Genomic DNA, 14,401 nt, shown 5'->3' on the forward strand with positions numbered 1-14,401 from the left:
CCGCGCCTGCCCTGCGCGAGGCCGCGCATGATCCGTCGCCTGCAAGACACCAACGACCTGGTGCGCGCGTTCCCGCGCGTGCATTTCGTCGGCATCGGCGGCACCGGCATGAGCGGTATCGCCGAAGTGATGCTGACGCTGGGCTATGAAGTGTCCGGTTCGGACAACGCCGACAACGGCGCGACCCGCCGGCTGGCCAGCCTGGGTGCGCGCATCATGCGCGGCCACTCGGCGGCCAACGTGCTGGGCACCGACTGCGTGGTGGTCTCCAGCGCCATCCGCGAAGACAACCCGGAGCTGATGGAGGCGCGCAGCCAGCGCATTCCGATCATGCCGCGTGCGGCGATGCTGGCCGAACTGATGCGCTTCCGCCGCGGCATTGCGGTGGCCGGCACCCATGGCAAGACCACCACCACCAGCCTGACCGCCGCCGTGCTGAGCGAAGGCGGCCTGGACCCGACCTTCGTGATCGGCGGCCAGCTGCTGGCCGCCGGTGCCAACGCCAAGCTGGGTGGTGGCCAGTGGCTGGTGGCCGAGGCTGACGAAAGCGATGGCAGCTTCCTGCGCCTGAACCCGTTGATGTCGATCATCACCAACATCGACGCCGATCATCTGGAGAACTACGGCAACGATTTTGCCCGCGTGCAGGCGGCGTTCGCCGAGTTCCTGCAGCGCCTGCCGTTCTACGGCCTGGCGGTGCTGTGCATCGACGACCCGGAAGTGGCTGCGCTGGCTGCCAAGACCCCGCGCCACGTGATGAGCTACGGCATGAGCCCGCAGGCCGACGTGCGGGCCGAGAACGTGGTGCAGGAAGGTTCGCGCATGCGCTTCACCCTGCGCCTGCCGCAGGGCACCAGCCAGGAAGTGGTACTGGCACTGCCGGGCAAGCACAACGTGCTGAACGCACTGGCCGCCGCCGCAGTGGGCTGGCAGCTGGGCGTGGCCCCTGACGCCATCGCACGCGCGCTGGAAGCATTTGCCGGTGTCGGCCGTCGCTTCAACGATCTGGGCGAGGTGACCACCGCCAGTGGTGCCAAGGTCCGCATCATCGATGACTATGGTCATCACCCGAGCGAGCTGGAAGCAGTGTTCGCCGCCGCCCGTGGTGGCTGGGCCGACAAGCGCCTGGTGGTGGCCTTCCAGCCGCACCGCTACAGCCGTACCCGCGACCAGTTCGACAAGTTTGCCGCCGTGCTGTCCAGCGTCGATGCGCTGGTGCTGAGCGAGGTCTACCCGGCCGGTGAGGAACCGATTGCCGGTGCCGACTCGCATGCACTGGCCCGCGCCATCCGTGCGCGTGGCCGTAGCGAGCCGGTGGTGGTGGGCAAGGCTGCCGAACTGGTCAGCGTGCTGCCGGATGTGCTGCAGGACGGTGACCTGCTGCTGATGATGGGGGCGGGCGACATCGGCGCCGTGGCCACCCATATCGCAGTGGAAGGCTTCAAGGGGGAGGGCGAGGCGTGAGCACGCTGACCTTCCCGCCGCTGCGCGTGACCGACCCGGCCGGGTTCGGCCGCGTCGCCGTGCTGCTCGGCGGCAGTTCCAGCGAACGCGAAGTGTCGCTGGATTCGGGCCGCAACGTGCTGGCAGCCCTGCAGTCGCGCGGCGTCGATGCGTTCGCGGTGGACGGCATTCCGGCGCTGGCCAAGGCGCTGGCCGCCGGTGGCATCGATCGCGTGTTCAACATCCTGCACGGCCACAACGGTGGTGGTGAGGACGGCATCGTGCAGGGCCTGATGGACGCCTTCGGCGTGCCGTACACCGGCTCGGACGTGCTGGGCTCGGCGCTGAGCATGGACAAGATCCGCACCAAGCAGGTGTGGCTGTCGCTGGGCCTGCCGACCCCGCAGTACCGGAAGGTCGACGCTTCGAACGTACATGCGCTGGCGGCCGAACTGGGCCTGCCGGTGGTGGTGAAGCCGGCCAACGAAGGCTCCAGCGTGGGCATCAGCCGGGTCACCGATGACGCCGGCCTCGACGAGGCGGTGGCGCTGGCCGCGCGCTACGACGGCCAGCTGCTGATGGAGCAGATGGTGGTCGGCGACGAACTGACCGTGGCCATCCTCGGCGACGTTGCGCTGCCGTCGATCCGCATCGTGCCCAAGGGCCAGTGGTACGACTACAACGCCAAGTACATTGCCGAAGACACCCAGTACCTGTGCCCGGGCCTGGACGGTGACGACGAAGAAGAAATCCGGCGCATCGCGCTGGCCGCGTTCCGTGCCGCCGGTTGCCGTGGCTGGGGCCGCGTGGATGTCATGCGTGATCGCAGCAGCGGCCGATTCTTCCTGCTGGAAGTGAACACCGCACCGGGCATGACCAGCCATTCGCTGGTACCCAAGGCGGCCGGCCAGGCCGGCATCAGCTTCGAAGAGCTGGTGTGGCGTGTGCTGGAACAGACCCTGGAGGCCCCGCACGCATGAACGCGGTGCTGCGCATCTTCGTCTGGCTGTTGGCGCTGTCGGTGGTTGCACTGCCGGTCGTGGCGGTGGTCAATGGCTGGGTCGGCGCCGAGCGCTGGCCGCTGGCGAAGCTGCGCGTGCATGGTGAGTTCAAGCGGGTGCCGGCCGAGCAGCTGCAGCAGGTGCTGCTGCCGTATGCGCACGCGGGCTTCTTCGCGGTCAAGCTGCAGGACGCGCAGGACGCACTGGAACAGCTGCCCTGGGTGGAAAGCGCGCAGGTGCGCAAGCAGTGGCCGGACGTGCTGGAAGTGACCCTGGTCGAGCACAAGCCGTTCGCGCGCTGGGGCAACGACCGCCTGGTCTCCGAGCAGGGCAAGCTGTTCCCCACGCCGAAGAAGCTGGCCGACCTGGCGCTGCCCGAACTGGACGGCCCGGACAGCCAGACCGAAGAAGTGATGAAGCTGTACAGCGACTCGCGTGCATTGTTCGCACCGGCTGGCGTCGATGTACGCCGGGTGACGATGGATGCACGCGGCAGCTGGTCGCTGGTGCTGAGCAACGGCACCGAAGTGGTGGTGGGCCGTGACGACGCGCGCTCGCGCATGCAGCGCTTCGTCAAGGTACTTCCGCAGCTGAACCGCCAGGACGCGCCGATCGAGCGCGCCGACCTCCGTTACACCAATGGTTTCACGCTGAGCTGGGGTACCCCGGCCACGCCGGCGAAAACGCCGGCGACCCCGGCCAGCAGGACGCAGGAAAGGACATGAATCGCAAGGGTGACAAATCGCTGATCGTTGGCCTGGACATCGGCACCTCCAAGGTGGTGGCGCTGGTGGGCGAGTATTCGCCTGGCAACCCGATCGAAGTGATCGGCATCGGCTCGCACGAGTCGCGCGGTTTGAAGCGCGGCGTGGTGGTGGACATCGAATCGACCGTGCAGTCGATCCAGCGCGCGGTGGAAGAAGCCGAGCTGATGGCCGGCTGCGAGATCCGCTCGGTGTACGCCTCCATTTCCGGCAACCACGTGCAGTGCAAGAACTCGCCGGGCATCGTGCCGATCCGCGACGGGGAAGTGACCTGGGGTGACCTGGATCGCGTGCTCGATGCGGCCAAGGCGGTGGCGATTCCGGCCGACCAGAAGATCCTGCATGCGATTCCGCGCGAGTACGTGCTGGACGATTCGCAGGAAGGCATCCGCAACCCGGTCGGCATGACCGGCGTGCGCCTGGAGGTGCATGCGCACCTGGTGGTGTGCGCGCAGTCTGCCGCGGCCAACATCAGCAAGTGCGTGCAGCGCTGCGGCCTGCAGGTGGACGACCTGGTGCTATCCTCGCTGGCCTCCAGCGTGGCGGTGCTGACCGCCGACGAGCGCGAGCTGGGCGTGGTGCTGGTCGACATGGGCGCCGGCACCACCGATATCGCGGTGTTCGTGCAGGGCGCGATCTGCCACACCGCCTCGCTGCCGATCGCGGGTGACCACGTGACCAACGACATCGCGCACATGCTGCGCACGCCGACCCCGGAAGCCGAGCAGATCAAGGTGCGCTACGCCTGCGCCCTGGCCCAGCTGGCCACCGCCGAGGAAAGCATCCAGGTGCCGTCGGTGGGCGACCGCCCGCCGCGCCGCATGCCGCGCCATTCGCTGGCGCAGGCGGTGCAGGGCCGTTACGAGGAGATCTTCGAGATGGTGCAGGCCGAACTGCGCCGCTCCGGCTTCGAGGAACTGGTGCGCGCCGGCATGGTGCTGACCGGTGGCGCGTCGAAGATGGAAGGCGTGGTTGAGCTGGCCGAGGAAATGCTGCAGATGCCGGTGCGCGTGGGCATTCCGCAGCACGTCACCGGGCTGGGCGAAGTAGTGGGCAACCCGGTGCATGCCACCGGCGTGGGCCTGCTGCTGATGGGCAGCCAGATCGAGCACCCGCGGCGGCCGTCGCTGCCGACCGGGCGCGCCGGAAGCATGTTCAAGAAACTCAAGACCTGGTTCCGCGGCGAGTTCTGACGCGGAACCCGTAATGCCGGGCCTGGCCCGGTCGCAGTACCCGCAGTACCCGCATCACAACGCAACACCGGCAACACACAACCCACACAGCCGCAACGTCGGCATGCAGCAGGACGGCAGGACGCCCGAATGCCCATGCCAGCCAAAGCGGATACAACGAGGACACGGACATGGCGCATTTTGAACTGATCGAAAAGATGGCACCCAATGCGGTGATCAAGGTGGTTGGCGTGGGCGGCGGCGGCGGCAATGCCGTGGCGCACATGGTCAACTCGGCAGTGGATGGCGTGGAATTCATCACCGCCAACACCGACTCGCAGGCCATCAAGAATTGCGGTGCCAAGCTGCAGCTGCAGCTGGGTACCAACGTGACCAAGGGCCTGGGCGCAGGCGCGAACCCGGAAGTCGGCCGCCAGGCCGCGCTGGAAGACCGTGAGCGCATCATGGACGCCCTGCAGGGCGCGGACATGGTGTTCATCACCGCCGGCATGGGCGGTGGCACCGGCACCGGCGCTGCACCGGTGGTGGCGCAGCTGGCCAAGGAAATGGGCATCCTGACCGTGGCCGTGGTCACCAAGCCGTTCCCGTTCGAAGGCCGTCGCCGCATGCAGGTGGCGCTGAAGGGCATCGAGGAACTGAGCCAGCACTGCGACTCGCTGATCACCATTCCGAACGAGAAGCTGATCACCGTGCTGGGCCGCAATGCGACGATGATCCAGGCCTTCCGTGCCGCCAACGACGTGCTGCAGGGCGCCGTGCAGGGCATCGCCGACCTGATCGTGCGTCCGGGCCTGATCAACGTCGACTTCGCCGACGTGCGCACCGTCATGTCCGAAATGGGCCTGGCAATGATGGGTACCGGCACCGCCCGTGGCGATGACCGCGCCCAGGCCGCTGCCGAATCGGCCATCCAGAACCCGCTGCTGGACGACGTGAACCTGGCCGGTGCCAACGGCATCCTGGTCAACATCACCGCCGGTGCGGACTTCACCATGGCCGAGTTCGACGAGATCGGCCGCACCATCGACGGCTTCGCTTCGGAAGACGCCACCGTGGTGGTCGGCACCGTGCTCGACCCGGACATGCAGGACGAAGTGCGCGTGACCGTGGTTGCCACCGGCCTGAACCGCGTGTCGGCCAGCAAGACCCAGCGTCCGGGCGAGCGTGCGCCGATCAAGCTGGTCCGCAACGCCACCACCGGTCAGCCGGAGTTCGGCGACTTCGACAACGGCGGCGACGCCGTGTCCAAGGCCGTGGGCGGCATGGGCCTGGGCCTGCGTCGTGCCAGCAGCGATACCGCTTCCGCTTCTGCGCCGTCGGCTCCGGCCGCTTCGGCTCCGGCGGCAGCTGAACTGCCCAACGATTACCTGGACATCCCGGCGTTCCTGCGCCGCCAGGCGGACTAAGCGGGGCTTCCCGGGGTTGTCCTCCCCGGGGTGCGCCACCATGTCCTGAAAACGCGGGCGCCGGGCCAGGATGGGCCCGGCCGCCCTGCTTCATGTGCGTCCCATTGGCGCGCCGGTGTGTCCTGCCTGCCTTTCAGCCGGGGTAGGGGACCGTGCGTGTTAATCTAATGTGTCACTTCCGGTCCATCCCCCATGATCCAGCAACGCACCCTCAAGAACACGATCCGCGCCACCGGCGTTGGCCTGCACAGCGGTGACAAGGTCTACATGACCCTGCGCCCGGCACCGGTCAACCATGGCATCGTGTTCCGCCGCGTGGACCTGGACCCGGTGGTGGAAGTGCCGGCCAAGGCCGAGCTGGTCACCGAAGTGACCCTGTGCACCGGCCTGACCTGCAACGACGCCAAGATCCAGACCGTCGAACACCTGATGTCGGCGCTGGCCGGCCTGGGCGTTGACAACATCATCGTCGAACTGTCCTCGGCCGAGCTGCCGATCATGGACGGTTCGGCCGGCCCGTTCGTGTTCCTGCTGCAGTCGGCGGGCATCGTGGAGCAGGATGCGCCCAAGCGCTTCATCCGCGTGCTGAAGACCGTGGAAGTGACCGAGGGCGACAAGGTGGCCCGCTTCACCCCCTATGAGGGCTACAAGCTGGGCTTCACCATCCAGTTCGACCACCCGATGATCCCGGCCAAGCAGTCGCGCCAGGAAATCGAGTTCTCGACGCTGGCCTACACCAAGGAAATCTCCCGCGCGCGTACCTTTGGCTTCATGCGCGACCTGGAATACATGCGCGAGCGCAACCTCGGCCTGGGCGGTTCGATGGACAACGCCATCGTGCTGGACGAGTTCCGCGTGCTCAACGAAGACGGCCTGCGCTACGCCGACGAATTCGTGCGCCACAAGATCCTCGACGCGATCGGCGACCTCTATCTGGCCGGTGGCCAGGTGCTGGGCGCCTACGAGGGCTTCAAGTCCGGCCACGCGCTCAACAACAAGCTGGTACGCGCACTGATGGCCGACGCCACCGCCTGGGAATGGGTCAGCTTCGACTCGCCGGCCACGCCAGATCCGGTCGAATACGCCACCCCGGCGTACGCCTGATTTCTGTAGATCGTTGAATTTAAAGACAAAAGCGCCGCCTGAAAGGGCGGCGTTGTCGTTTCCGCAACGCGCATCGCATTCAGCATGCTTGACGCGAGTCAAGGCCGGTTGGAGGTCACGGTTTTGTGAACCTGTTGGATCGGAAGCCTGAATTTAACGCGGTTTTAACAACAATCTAACGACAGGCCCCCGGATGGCAGCTAGGATGCGACCCGGCCCCCGAAATGTTTCACGCCGTGGTGACACGTGCGACGGGGAGCGGAGCCGGATGCTCCGTTGTCGTCAGGACCGCTTCTTCGGCTTCGAAGGAACGTCCTGCAGGCAAGCCAAGGCGTCGCGTAGCCCTTTGTGCGTGGCGGCTGAAACTGCGTGGGGTCCATTCCGGTTGTCGAGCGCTGGGGAGCGCGTGGGAGTGGGAGACGCAGTCTTGATGGTCACCCTGGTGGCCTTCAGCCCGATGGAACGGGCCGCGTCGAGCAACTGGGCTTCGGCAAGCCGCAACTTGGCATGCCAGACCGGGGATTCGACGAGAAAAACGAGGTGTTCCCCGTCCACATTGGCCAGCCGGCAACGGCTGCGCAGAGGTGGCGGCAACTGGGGGCGCAACTGACGGTCCAGCGCGTCGAGCCACAAGGCACGCCGCAGCGGGTTCCCGCTTTTGTCCGCCATCACCGCATCCAGCGCCGGTTTCGGCACTGACGCGGGGCGAACGCTGGATTTCGGCTCAGACATGAAAACTCACTGATGGCATTCAAAAAGATCGTAATCAAAACGCGTGAAGGACAGGCCAAGTCGTCGCCGATCGCGCGTTTGCGGTTCTATTTCGAGGACCGCCCCCGTGCCCTGCTGGGCAGCGTACTCGGGGTAGGCTGCATTATCGGCCTTGCTGGCGGCATTGGCGCCAGCGCGCTGAATGATTCCCGGCTGCAGGCCAAGGTCGAGCGCCAGGATGCGGAACTGGCCAAGGTCAAGCGCGATGCGCAGACCCAGGTCAACGCATTGGCGGCCCGCCTCGGCGAGCTGCAGGCGCAGGCCACCCGCCTGAACGCCCTTGGCGAACGGCTGACCCAGATGGGCAAGCTGGAAGACGGCGAATTCGACTTCAACGAGACCCCTGGCCTCGGTGATGGCGATGCTGGCGGCCCGACCAGCGACATCCCAGTCAAGGACGTCAACGCCGACTTACAGGTGCTGGAGCAGCGCTTCGCTGCTTCAGGCCGCCAGCTGTCGGTGATGGAATCGCTGATGTTCGACCACCAGCTGCAGCAGAACGCCGTGCCCTCGCGCATGCCGATCCGCAACAGCTACGTGACCTCCGGTTTCGGCACCCGTGCCGACCCGTTCGGCCGCGGTGCCGCCACCCACAAGGGCATGGACTTCCACGCCAGGGTCGGTGACCCGGTGATGGCCGTGGCCGAAGGCGTGGTCAGCTTCTCCGGCGTGAAGGGCGGCTACGGCAACGTGGTCGACGTCGACCACGGTAACGGCTACGTCACCCGCTACGCGCACAATTCGCGCCTGGTGGTGAAGGTCGGCGACCTGGTCCGTGCGGGCCAGGAAGTGGCCAAGGCCGGTTCCACCGGCCGTTCGACCGGCGCCCACGTGCACTTCGAGGTGTGGGAGAACGGCAACGTGGTCAACCCGCGCAAGTTCCTCGGCGACGGCGGCAACACGCCGGTCGGGCGCATCAGCCGCGGCTGAATCCCGGGTCGGACTCCTTCCGCGCCGCGGAAGGGCTCTGACCTGATCTGGTTGAGGGCTGGTGTCGAGGGCAGAGGGCAGAGCCCTTTCGCCATGGCGAAAGGGATCCGACCCCGCATTCGTGTTTCTTTGCCGAATCCGGGGCGATCGCGACCGGATCGGCGCTTGAAACCTCAGCCGCCCGTCCCAAGCTACAATGGGTGTTGCCATCGACAGGGCGCCAGGCGCCCTGTTTCGTTTGCGGCGGACGGATCCCAAGGGGGAGGCCGGGCGTCGTGTCCATCCAACCCGGTTCCTTCAATGATCAACAGCCTGCTTACCCGCGTATTTGGCAGTCGTAACGAACGACAGCTGCGCCAGCTCAACCGCATCGTCGCCAAGATCAATGCGCTGGAGCCGGAGATCGAGAAGCTTTCCGACGAGCAGCTTCAGGCCAAGACGCCGGAGTTCAAGCAGCGCATCGCTGACGGTGAAGCCCTGGACAAGGTGCTGCCGGAAGCCTTCGCGGTCTGCCGCGAAGCCGGCCGCCGCGTGCTGGGCATGCGCCACTACGACGTGCAGCTGATCGGCGGCATGGTGCTTCACCTGGGCAAGATCGCAGAAATGCGCACCGGTGAAGGCAAGACCCTGGTGGCGACCCTGCCGGTGTACCTCAACGCGCTGGAAGGCAAGGGCGTGCACGTGGTCACCGTGAACGACTACCTGGCCCGCCGCGACGCCGCGCAGATGGGCAAGCTGTACAACTGGCTGGGCCTGAGCGTGGGCGTGGTCTACCCGGGCATGCCGCACAGCGACAAGCGCGAAGCCTACGCCGCCGACATCACCTACGGCACCAACAACGAATTCGGTTTCGATTACCTGCGCGACAACATGGCGCTGTCCAAGGCCGACCGCTACCAGCGCGGCCTGCACTACGCCATCGTCGACGAAGTCGACTCCATCCTGATCGACGAAGCGCGTACCCCGCTGATCATCTCCGGCCCGGCCGATGATTCCCCGGAGCTGTACATCCGCGTCAACCGCGTCGTGCCGAACCTGGTCAAGCAGGAAGTGGAAGACGGCGAAGGCGACTTCTGGGTCGACGAGAAGGGCAAGCAGGTGCACCTGTCCGAAGCGGGCATGGAGCACGCCGAGCAGCTGCTGGTCGAAGCCGGCATCCTCGATGGCGAGACCGAAGGCCTGTACGCGGCACAGAACCTGACCGTCGTGCACCACCTCAATGCCGCGCTGCGTGCGCACGCCATCTACCAGCGTGACGTGGACTACATCGTGCGCGATGGCGAAGTGGTCATCGTCGACGAATTCACCGGCCGTACCCTGGCTGGCCGCCGCTGGTCCGACGGCCTGCACCAGGCGGTGGAAGCGAAGGAAGGCGTGCCGGTCCAGCGCGAGAACCAGACGCTGGCCAGCATCACCTTCCAGAACCTGTTCCGCATGTACAAGAAGCTGTCCGGCATGACCGGTACGGCTGATACCGAAGCGTTCGAATTCCAGAGCATCTACGGCCTGGAAGTGGTGGTGATCCCGACCAACCGCCCGACCATCCGCAAGGACAGCCCGGACCAGGTGTTCCTCAACCGCAAGGGCAAGTTCAATGCGGTGCTGGCCGACATCGAAGAGTGCGCCAAGCGCGGCCAGCCGGTGCTGGTGGGTACCACCTCGATCGAAACTTCGGAAATGCTGTCCGAGCACCTGAGCAAGGCCGGCGTGAAGCACGAAGTGCTCAACGCCAAGCAGCATGACCGCGAAGCGACCATCGTCGCCAATGCCGGCCGTCCGGCCGCCGTGACCATCGCCACCAACATGGCCGGTCGCGGTACCGACATCGTGCTGGGCGGTTCGCTGGAAGCCGAGATCCACGCCCTGGGCGAGGACGCGACCGACGAGCAGAAGGCCGCGGTCAAGGCCGAATGGCAGAAGCGCCACGATGCGGTGAAGGCTGCCGGCGGCCTGCACATCGTCGGCACCGAGCGCCACGAATCGCGCCGTATCGACAACCAGCTGCGTGGCCGTTCGGGCCGCCAGGGTGACCCGGGTTCGTCCCGCTTCTACCTGTCGCTGGAAGACAACCTGATGCGCATCTTCGCCTCCGACTGGGTGCAGAAGGCCATGCGCATGATGGGCATGAAGGAAGACGACGTCATCGAGGACCGCCTGGTCAGCCGCCAGATCGAGAAGGCGCAGCGCAAGGTCGAGGCCCACAACTTCGACATCCGCAAGAACCTGCTGGACTTCGACGACGTCAACAACGACCAGCGCAAGGTGATCTACGCCCAGCGCGACGAGCTGCTGGACGCCGAGTCGGTGAAGGGCAACGTCGACGGCATCCGCGACGACGTGATCTTCGATGTGGTGGCCCGCTTCGTGCCGCCGAACTCGATCGACGAGCAGTGGGACCTGCGTGGCCTGGAGGCGACCCTGGAGTCGGACTTCGGCCTGCAGATGTCGCTGACCGGCCTGGTCAAGGAACACGAGGAACTGGACGCCGAAGCAATTGCCGCCAAGGTGCAGGAGCGCGTGAACCAGCACTTCACCGAGAAGGAAGCCGGCGTGGGCGAAGAGACCATGCGCGCGCTGGAGAAGCACGTGATGCTGACCGTGCTGGACCAGAGCTGGAAGGAACACCTGGCGCGCATGGACTACCTGCGCCAGGGCATCTACCTGCGTGGTTACGCGCAGAAGCAGCCGAAGCAGGAGTACAAGAAGGAAGCCTTCGAGCTGTTCTCGGACATGCTGGAGAACGTCAAGCGCGAAGTGGTGACCCTGCTGTCGCGCGTGCGCGTGCGCAGCGACGAGGAAGTGCAGGCGCTGGAAGCGGCCGAGCGCCAGCAGGTGGAAGCCCGCCTGCGCCAGTCGCAGTTCCAGCACCAGGACGTGGGTGGCTACAGCGCCGACGAGGAAGCCGCACAGGTGCAGGCCGCCCAGCAGGGCGTGGCGCAGCTGCAGCGCGACGAGCCGAAGATCGGCCGCAATGATCCGTGCCCGTGCGGAAGTGGCAAGAAGTACAAGCACTGCCACGGCCAGCTGAGCTGATCCCGAAGAGCCCCGCGAAAGCGGGGCTCTTCTTTTGTGGTGCATGATCCTGGCCAGATCCGCGATTGCGCGGGCCGCCCTGTTCTGGGCATGCTTCCCCCATGCCTTCCCCCACCCGATCGATCCATGTCGTGGCCGCCGTCATCACCGACGCCCGTGGCCGCGTGCTGCTCAACCGCCGAACCGAGAACCGCGACATGGCCGGCCTGTGGGAGTTCCCGGGCGGCAAGCGCGAATCCGGCGAGACCTCCGAACAGGCGCTGGTGCGCGAACTGCGCGAAGAGCTGGGCATCGAGGCCGATATCGGCGAGTGGCTGATGGACGTGCCGCAGCGCTACCCGGACAAGCACCTGACCCTGGAAGTGCGCCATGTACGCAGCTGGAAGGGCACGCCACGCGGGCGCGAGGGCCAGGCGATCACCTGGGTGGCGCCGGACAAGCTGGGCCGCTATTCGATGCCGCCGGCCGATCTGCCGGTGGTGGCCGCCCTGCGCCAGCCCGACCGCTACCTGATCACCCCGGCGCCGGCCGATGATGACGGCGGCGTACAGCAGTGGCATGAGCAGCTGCAGCGTGCGGTAGCAGGTGGCCAGCAGCGTATCCAGCTGCGCCTGCCGCCGGCGCATCCGCAGCGGCAGGCGATGGTCGAGCAGGCCGTGCGTGCGCATCGCCGCAGCGGCGTGCAATGGCTGCTCAATCGCGATATCGAACTGGCGCGTGCGTTGGGCGTGGGCGTACACCTGGGCAGCGAGCAGTTGCAGGAACTGTCGCAGCGTCCACTTCCCGAAGGCCAGCTGGTGGCCGCATCCTGCCACGACCTGCAGCAGCTGCAGGCCGCACAACAGCTGGGCTGCGACTTCGCGGTGCTTGGCCCGGTGCAGGCCACCGCCAGCCATCCCGATGCCTCGCCGCTGGGCTGGGATGCCTTTGCCGAACTGCGAGCGCAGGTATCGCTGCCGATCTACGCCCTGGGCGGCATGGGCCGCGGCCACATCATCGAAGCGCGCCGCCACGGCGGGCAGGGCATCGCCGCCATTCGTGGGTTGTGGCCGGCGTAAAGCTGCTTCGCTCGCCGGGCATGGCCCGGCGCTACCGTGTGGGATGGAGGCAGTAGATCCACGCCATGCGTGGATGGATGCTCGCGATCACAACGTGATCCAGAAGCACCCGTACTGCCGCCGCAATCCCAGCACCGTCGAGGCGCGCGCCACGCTGCCCGGCAACGTCTGCTCCAGGCGCAGGCCGACCGGATGCCGCACGGCCGGCGGCTCAGGGTCGGATTCCTGCGCAGCAGGGCTCTGACCCTCCTCCGGCACTGCGACCTGGTCCTGCCTGGAATAGACCGGCACCACGTCCACCAGCGGCCGCCGCGCCAGCGATTCCAGCTGGCCGAGAATGCGCTGCGCGCCCGCGTCGGACACCGCACCCCACAGGTACAGTGAAGACAGCCGATTGACGTCGTTGCCGAGGATGCCGTTGCGCAATGCATCCACGAGCTCGCTCAGCCGGCGTGGGCAGCGTGCACCCAGCGTGTCGCGCGGTGCGGTGTTGCCGGTAGGGGCGGGCGGCGGCAGCCGTGACCGTGCGCCCACGCTGTCACAGGGACGGTCGGTGTAGACACTCTGGCCCTGCGCATCGGTGCAACGGTTCAGGCGCGTGGACTGCGCGTGGGCAACGTGGGCCATCGCGCACAGCGGCAACAGCACCAGCAGGAGGGAAAGGCGGATCATCAGCGAAGGGTAGCGCTGATCAGGTCCGCATGGCGTGCTTTCAGCCTCGCAGCAGTTTCAGCACTGAAGTGGTCGGCCTGGCCAGGTTCAAGGTGTAGAAGTGCAGGCCGGGCGCGCCGCCTTCGATCAGGCGCTGGCACAGCCTGGCTACCACTTCGGTGCCGAATGCACGCACCGACTCGGCGTCATCGCCGTAGGCCTGCATCTTGCGGCCGATCCAGCGCGGAATTTCCGCACCACACTGTTCGGAGAAGCGGCGCAGCTGGCTAAAGTTGGCGATCGGCATGATGCCGGGCGTGATCGGTACCTGCACGCCGAGCCGGCGCACTTCATCGACGAAGTGGAAGTAGGCATCCGGGTTGAAGAAGTACTGGGTGATTGCCGCATCGGCACCGGCGTCGATCTTCGCCTTGAAGTGCTTCAGGTCGGCCAGCGCATCGGTCGCCTGCGGATGCGTTTCCGGATACGCACCCACTTCGATGTGGAACGCATCACCGTGCTCGGCGCGGATGAAGTCGATCAGCTCGGCGGCATAGCGCATGTCGCCGGGGAAGCCCATGCCCGAGGGCAGGTCACCGCGCAGTGCGACCAGGCGACGGCAGCCGATGGCACGGTACAGCTTGAGCAGTTCGCGGATCTCCTGGCGGGTGCCGCCGACGCAGGACAGGTGCGGTGCGGCGTCGAACCCGTGGTGCTGGTTGAGGTGGCGCACGGTCTCGGAGGTATAGCTCAGGGTCGAGCCACCGGCGCCGAAGGTACACGACACGTATTCGGGGGCGTAGTCCTTCAGCTTGGCCGCGGCACGGTCCAGCTGGCTGCGCTGTTCGTCGGTCTTGGGCGGATAGAACTCGAAGCTGATGGCGGTCATGGCGCGGGGCGGCGGCGGGTTTGAGTAAGTATATCGCTTCATCAAGATGGATGTGCGAATGGCGCGTGAGCAAATGCCGTCCGGCGCCTGCGACCGTTCGCCCCACCGTGCGGCCGCTGCTCCGAAATCGCAACCTGTATGCCTCGGCCCGGCCCACG

General features: G+C 66.6%; 11 protein-coding genes and 1 pseudogene. 9 read left to right on the top strand and 3 right to left on the bottom strand.

Translation table 11 applies throughout. The features are described 5' to 3' along the window. Nucleotides 1-27 precede the first annotated feature (27 nt). From murC to lpxC, 6 genes and pseudogenes are all read left to right on the top strand, one after another. Nucleotides 28-1,464 (top strand): UDP-N-acetylmuramate--L-alanine ligase, encoded by a 1,437-nt coding sequence (murC, locus tag EZ304_RS12730; RefSeq protein WP_142807251.1) that lies wholly within the window; start codon nt 28-30, stop codon nt 1,462-1,464. Then, the gene (locus EZ304_RS12735) at nt 1,461-2,423 is read left to right on the top strand and encodes a D-alanine--D-alanine ligase (protein WP_142807252.1); all 963 of its coding nucleotides are present in this window, start codon (nt 1,461-1,463) and stop codon (nt 2,421-2,423) included. Before murC ends, EZ304_RS12735 begins: the two co-directional genes overlap by 4 nt. Continuing rightward, nucleotides 2,420-3,097, top strand: a pseudogene (locus EZ304_RS12740) (cell division protein FtsQ/DivIB); the annotation flags it as partial. The gene EZ304_RS12735 and the pseudogene EZ304_RS12740, both read left to right, overlap by 4 nt. Nucleotides 3,098-3,165: 68 nt before the next feature. Beyond that, a complete protein-coding gene (gene ftsA, locus EZ304_RS12745) occupies nt 3,166-4,401 on the top strand; it encodes a cell division protein FtsA (protein ID WP_005408083.1) in 1,236 nt (411 codons plus the stop codon). Nucleotides 4,402-4,571: 170 nt separating this feature from the next. Beyond that, nucleotides 4,572-5,807: a cell division protein FtsZ gene (gene ftsZ, locus EZ304_RS12750; RefSeq protein ID WP_049428898.1), complete on the top strand. Its 1,236-nt coding sequence runs from the start codon at nt 4,572-4,574 to the stop codon at nt 5,805-5,807. A 192-nt stretch (nt 5,808-5,999) separates the two neighbouring features. Then, nucleotides 6,000-6,911: a UDP-3-O-acyl-N-acetylglucosamine deacetylase gene (gene lpxC, locus EZ304_RS12755; RefSeq protein ID WP_004143722.1), complete on the top strand. Its 912-nt coding sequence runs from the start codon at nt 6,000-6,002 to the stop codon at nt 6,909-6,911. A 282-nt stretch (nt 6,912-7,193) separates the two neighbouring features. On the opposite strand, the gene EZ304_RS12760 is transcribed toward lpxC, so the two are convergent. Beyond that, a complete protein-coding gene (locus EZ304_RS12760) occupies nt 7,194-7,643 on the bottom strand; it encodes a DUF721 domain-containing protein (RefSeq protein WP_005408086.1) in 450 nt (149 codons plus the stop codon). A gap of 12 nt (nt 7,644-7,655) precedes the next feature. On the opposite strand from EZ304_RS12760, the gene EZ304_RS12765 reads away from it, so the two are divergent. The 3 genes from EZ304_RS12765 to EZ304_RS12775 all read left to right on the top strand — a co-directional run bounded on the left by EZ304_RS12765 (nt 7,656) and on the right by EZ304_RS12775 (nt 12,703). Beyond that, the gene (locus tag EZ304_RS12765; RefSeq protein ID WP_099553613.1) at nt 7,656-8,612 is read left to right on the top strand and encodes a M23 family metallopeptidase; all 957 of its coding nucleotides are present in this window, start codon (nt 7,656-7,658) and stop codon (nt 8,610-8,612) included. A 300-nt stretch (nt 8,613-8,912) separates the two neighbouring features. Continuing rightward, nucleotides 8,913-11,645 (top strand): preprotein translocase subunit SecA, encoded by a 2,733-nt coding sequence (secA, locus tag EZ304_RS12770; RefSeq protein ID WP_142807253.1) that lies wholly within the window; start codon nt 8,913-8,915, stop codon nt 11,643-11,645. Nucleotides 11,646-11,746: 101 nt separating this feature from the next. Further along, nucleotides 11,747-12,703: a Nudix family hydrolase gene (locus tag EZ304_RS12775; RefSeq protein ID WP_142807254.1), complete on the top strand. Its 957-nt coding sequence runs from the start codon at nt 11,747-11,749 to the stop codon at nt 12,701-12,703. Nucleotides 12,704-12,790: 87 nt separating this feature from the next. Here the strand turns inward: EZ304_RS12775 and EZ304_RS12780 are convergent, their stop codons facing one another. Both EZ304_RS12780 and metF read right to left on the bottom strand, forming a co-directional pair. Next, nucleotides 12,791-13,375, bottom strand: coding sequence for a DUF4124 domain-containing protein (locus EZ304_RS12780; RefSeq protein ID WP_142807255.1), 585 nt, complete (start codon nt 13,373-13,375; stop codon nt 12,791-12,793). Nucleotides 13,376-13,415: 40 nt separating this feature from the next. Continuing rightward, complete coding sequence (metF, locus tag EZ304_RS12785; RefSeq protein ID WP_142807256.1) at nt 13,416-14,243, bottom strand: methylenetetrahydrofolate reductase [NAD(P)H]; 828 nt, start codon at nt 14,241-14,243, stop codon at nt 13,416-13,418. Between the last annotated feature and the right edge of the window lie 158 nt (nt 14,244-14,401).

The organism is Stenotrophomonas maltophilia (assembly GCF_006974125.1).
In the GTDB taxonomy this organism is placed as follows: Bacteria; Pseudomonadota; Gammaproteobacteria; order Xanthomonadales; family Xanthomonadaceae; genus Stenotrophomonas; species Stenotrophomonas maltophilia_O.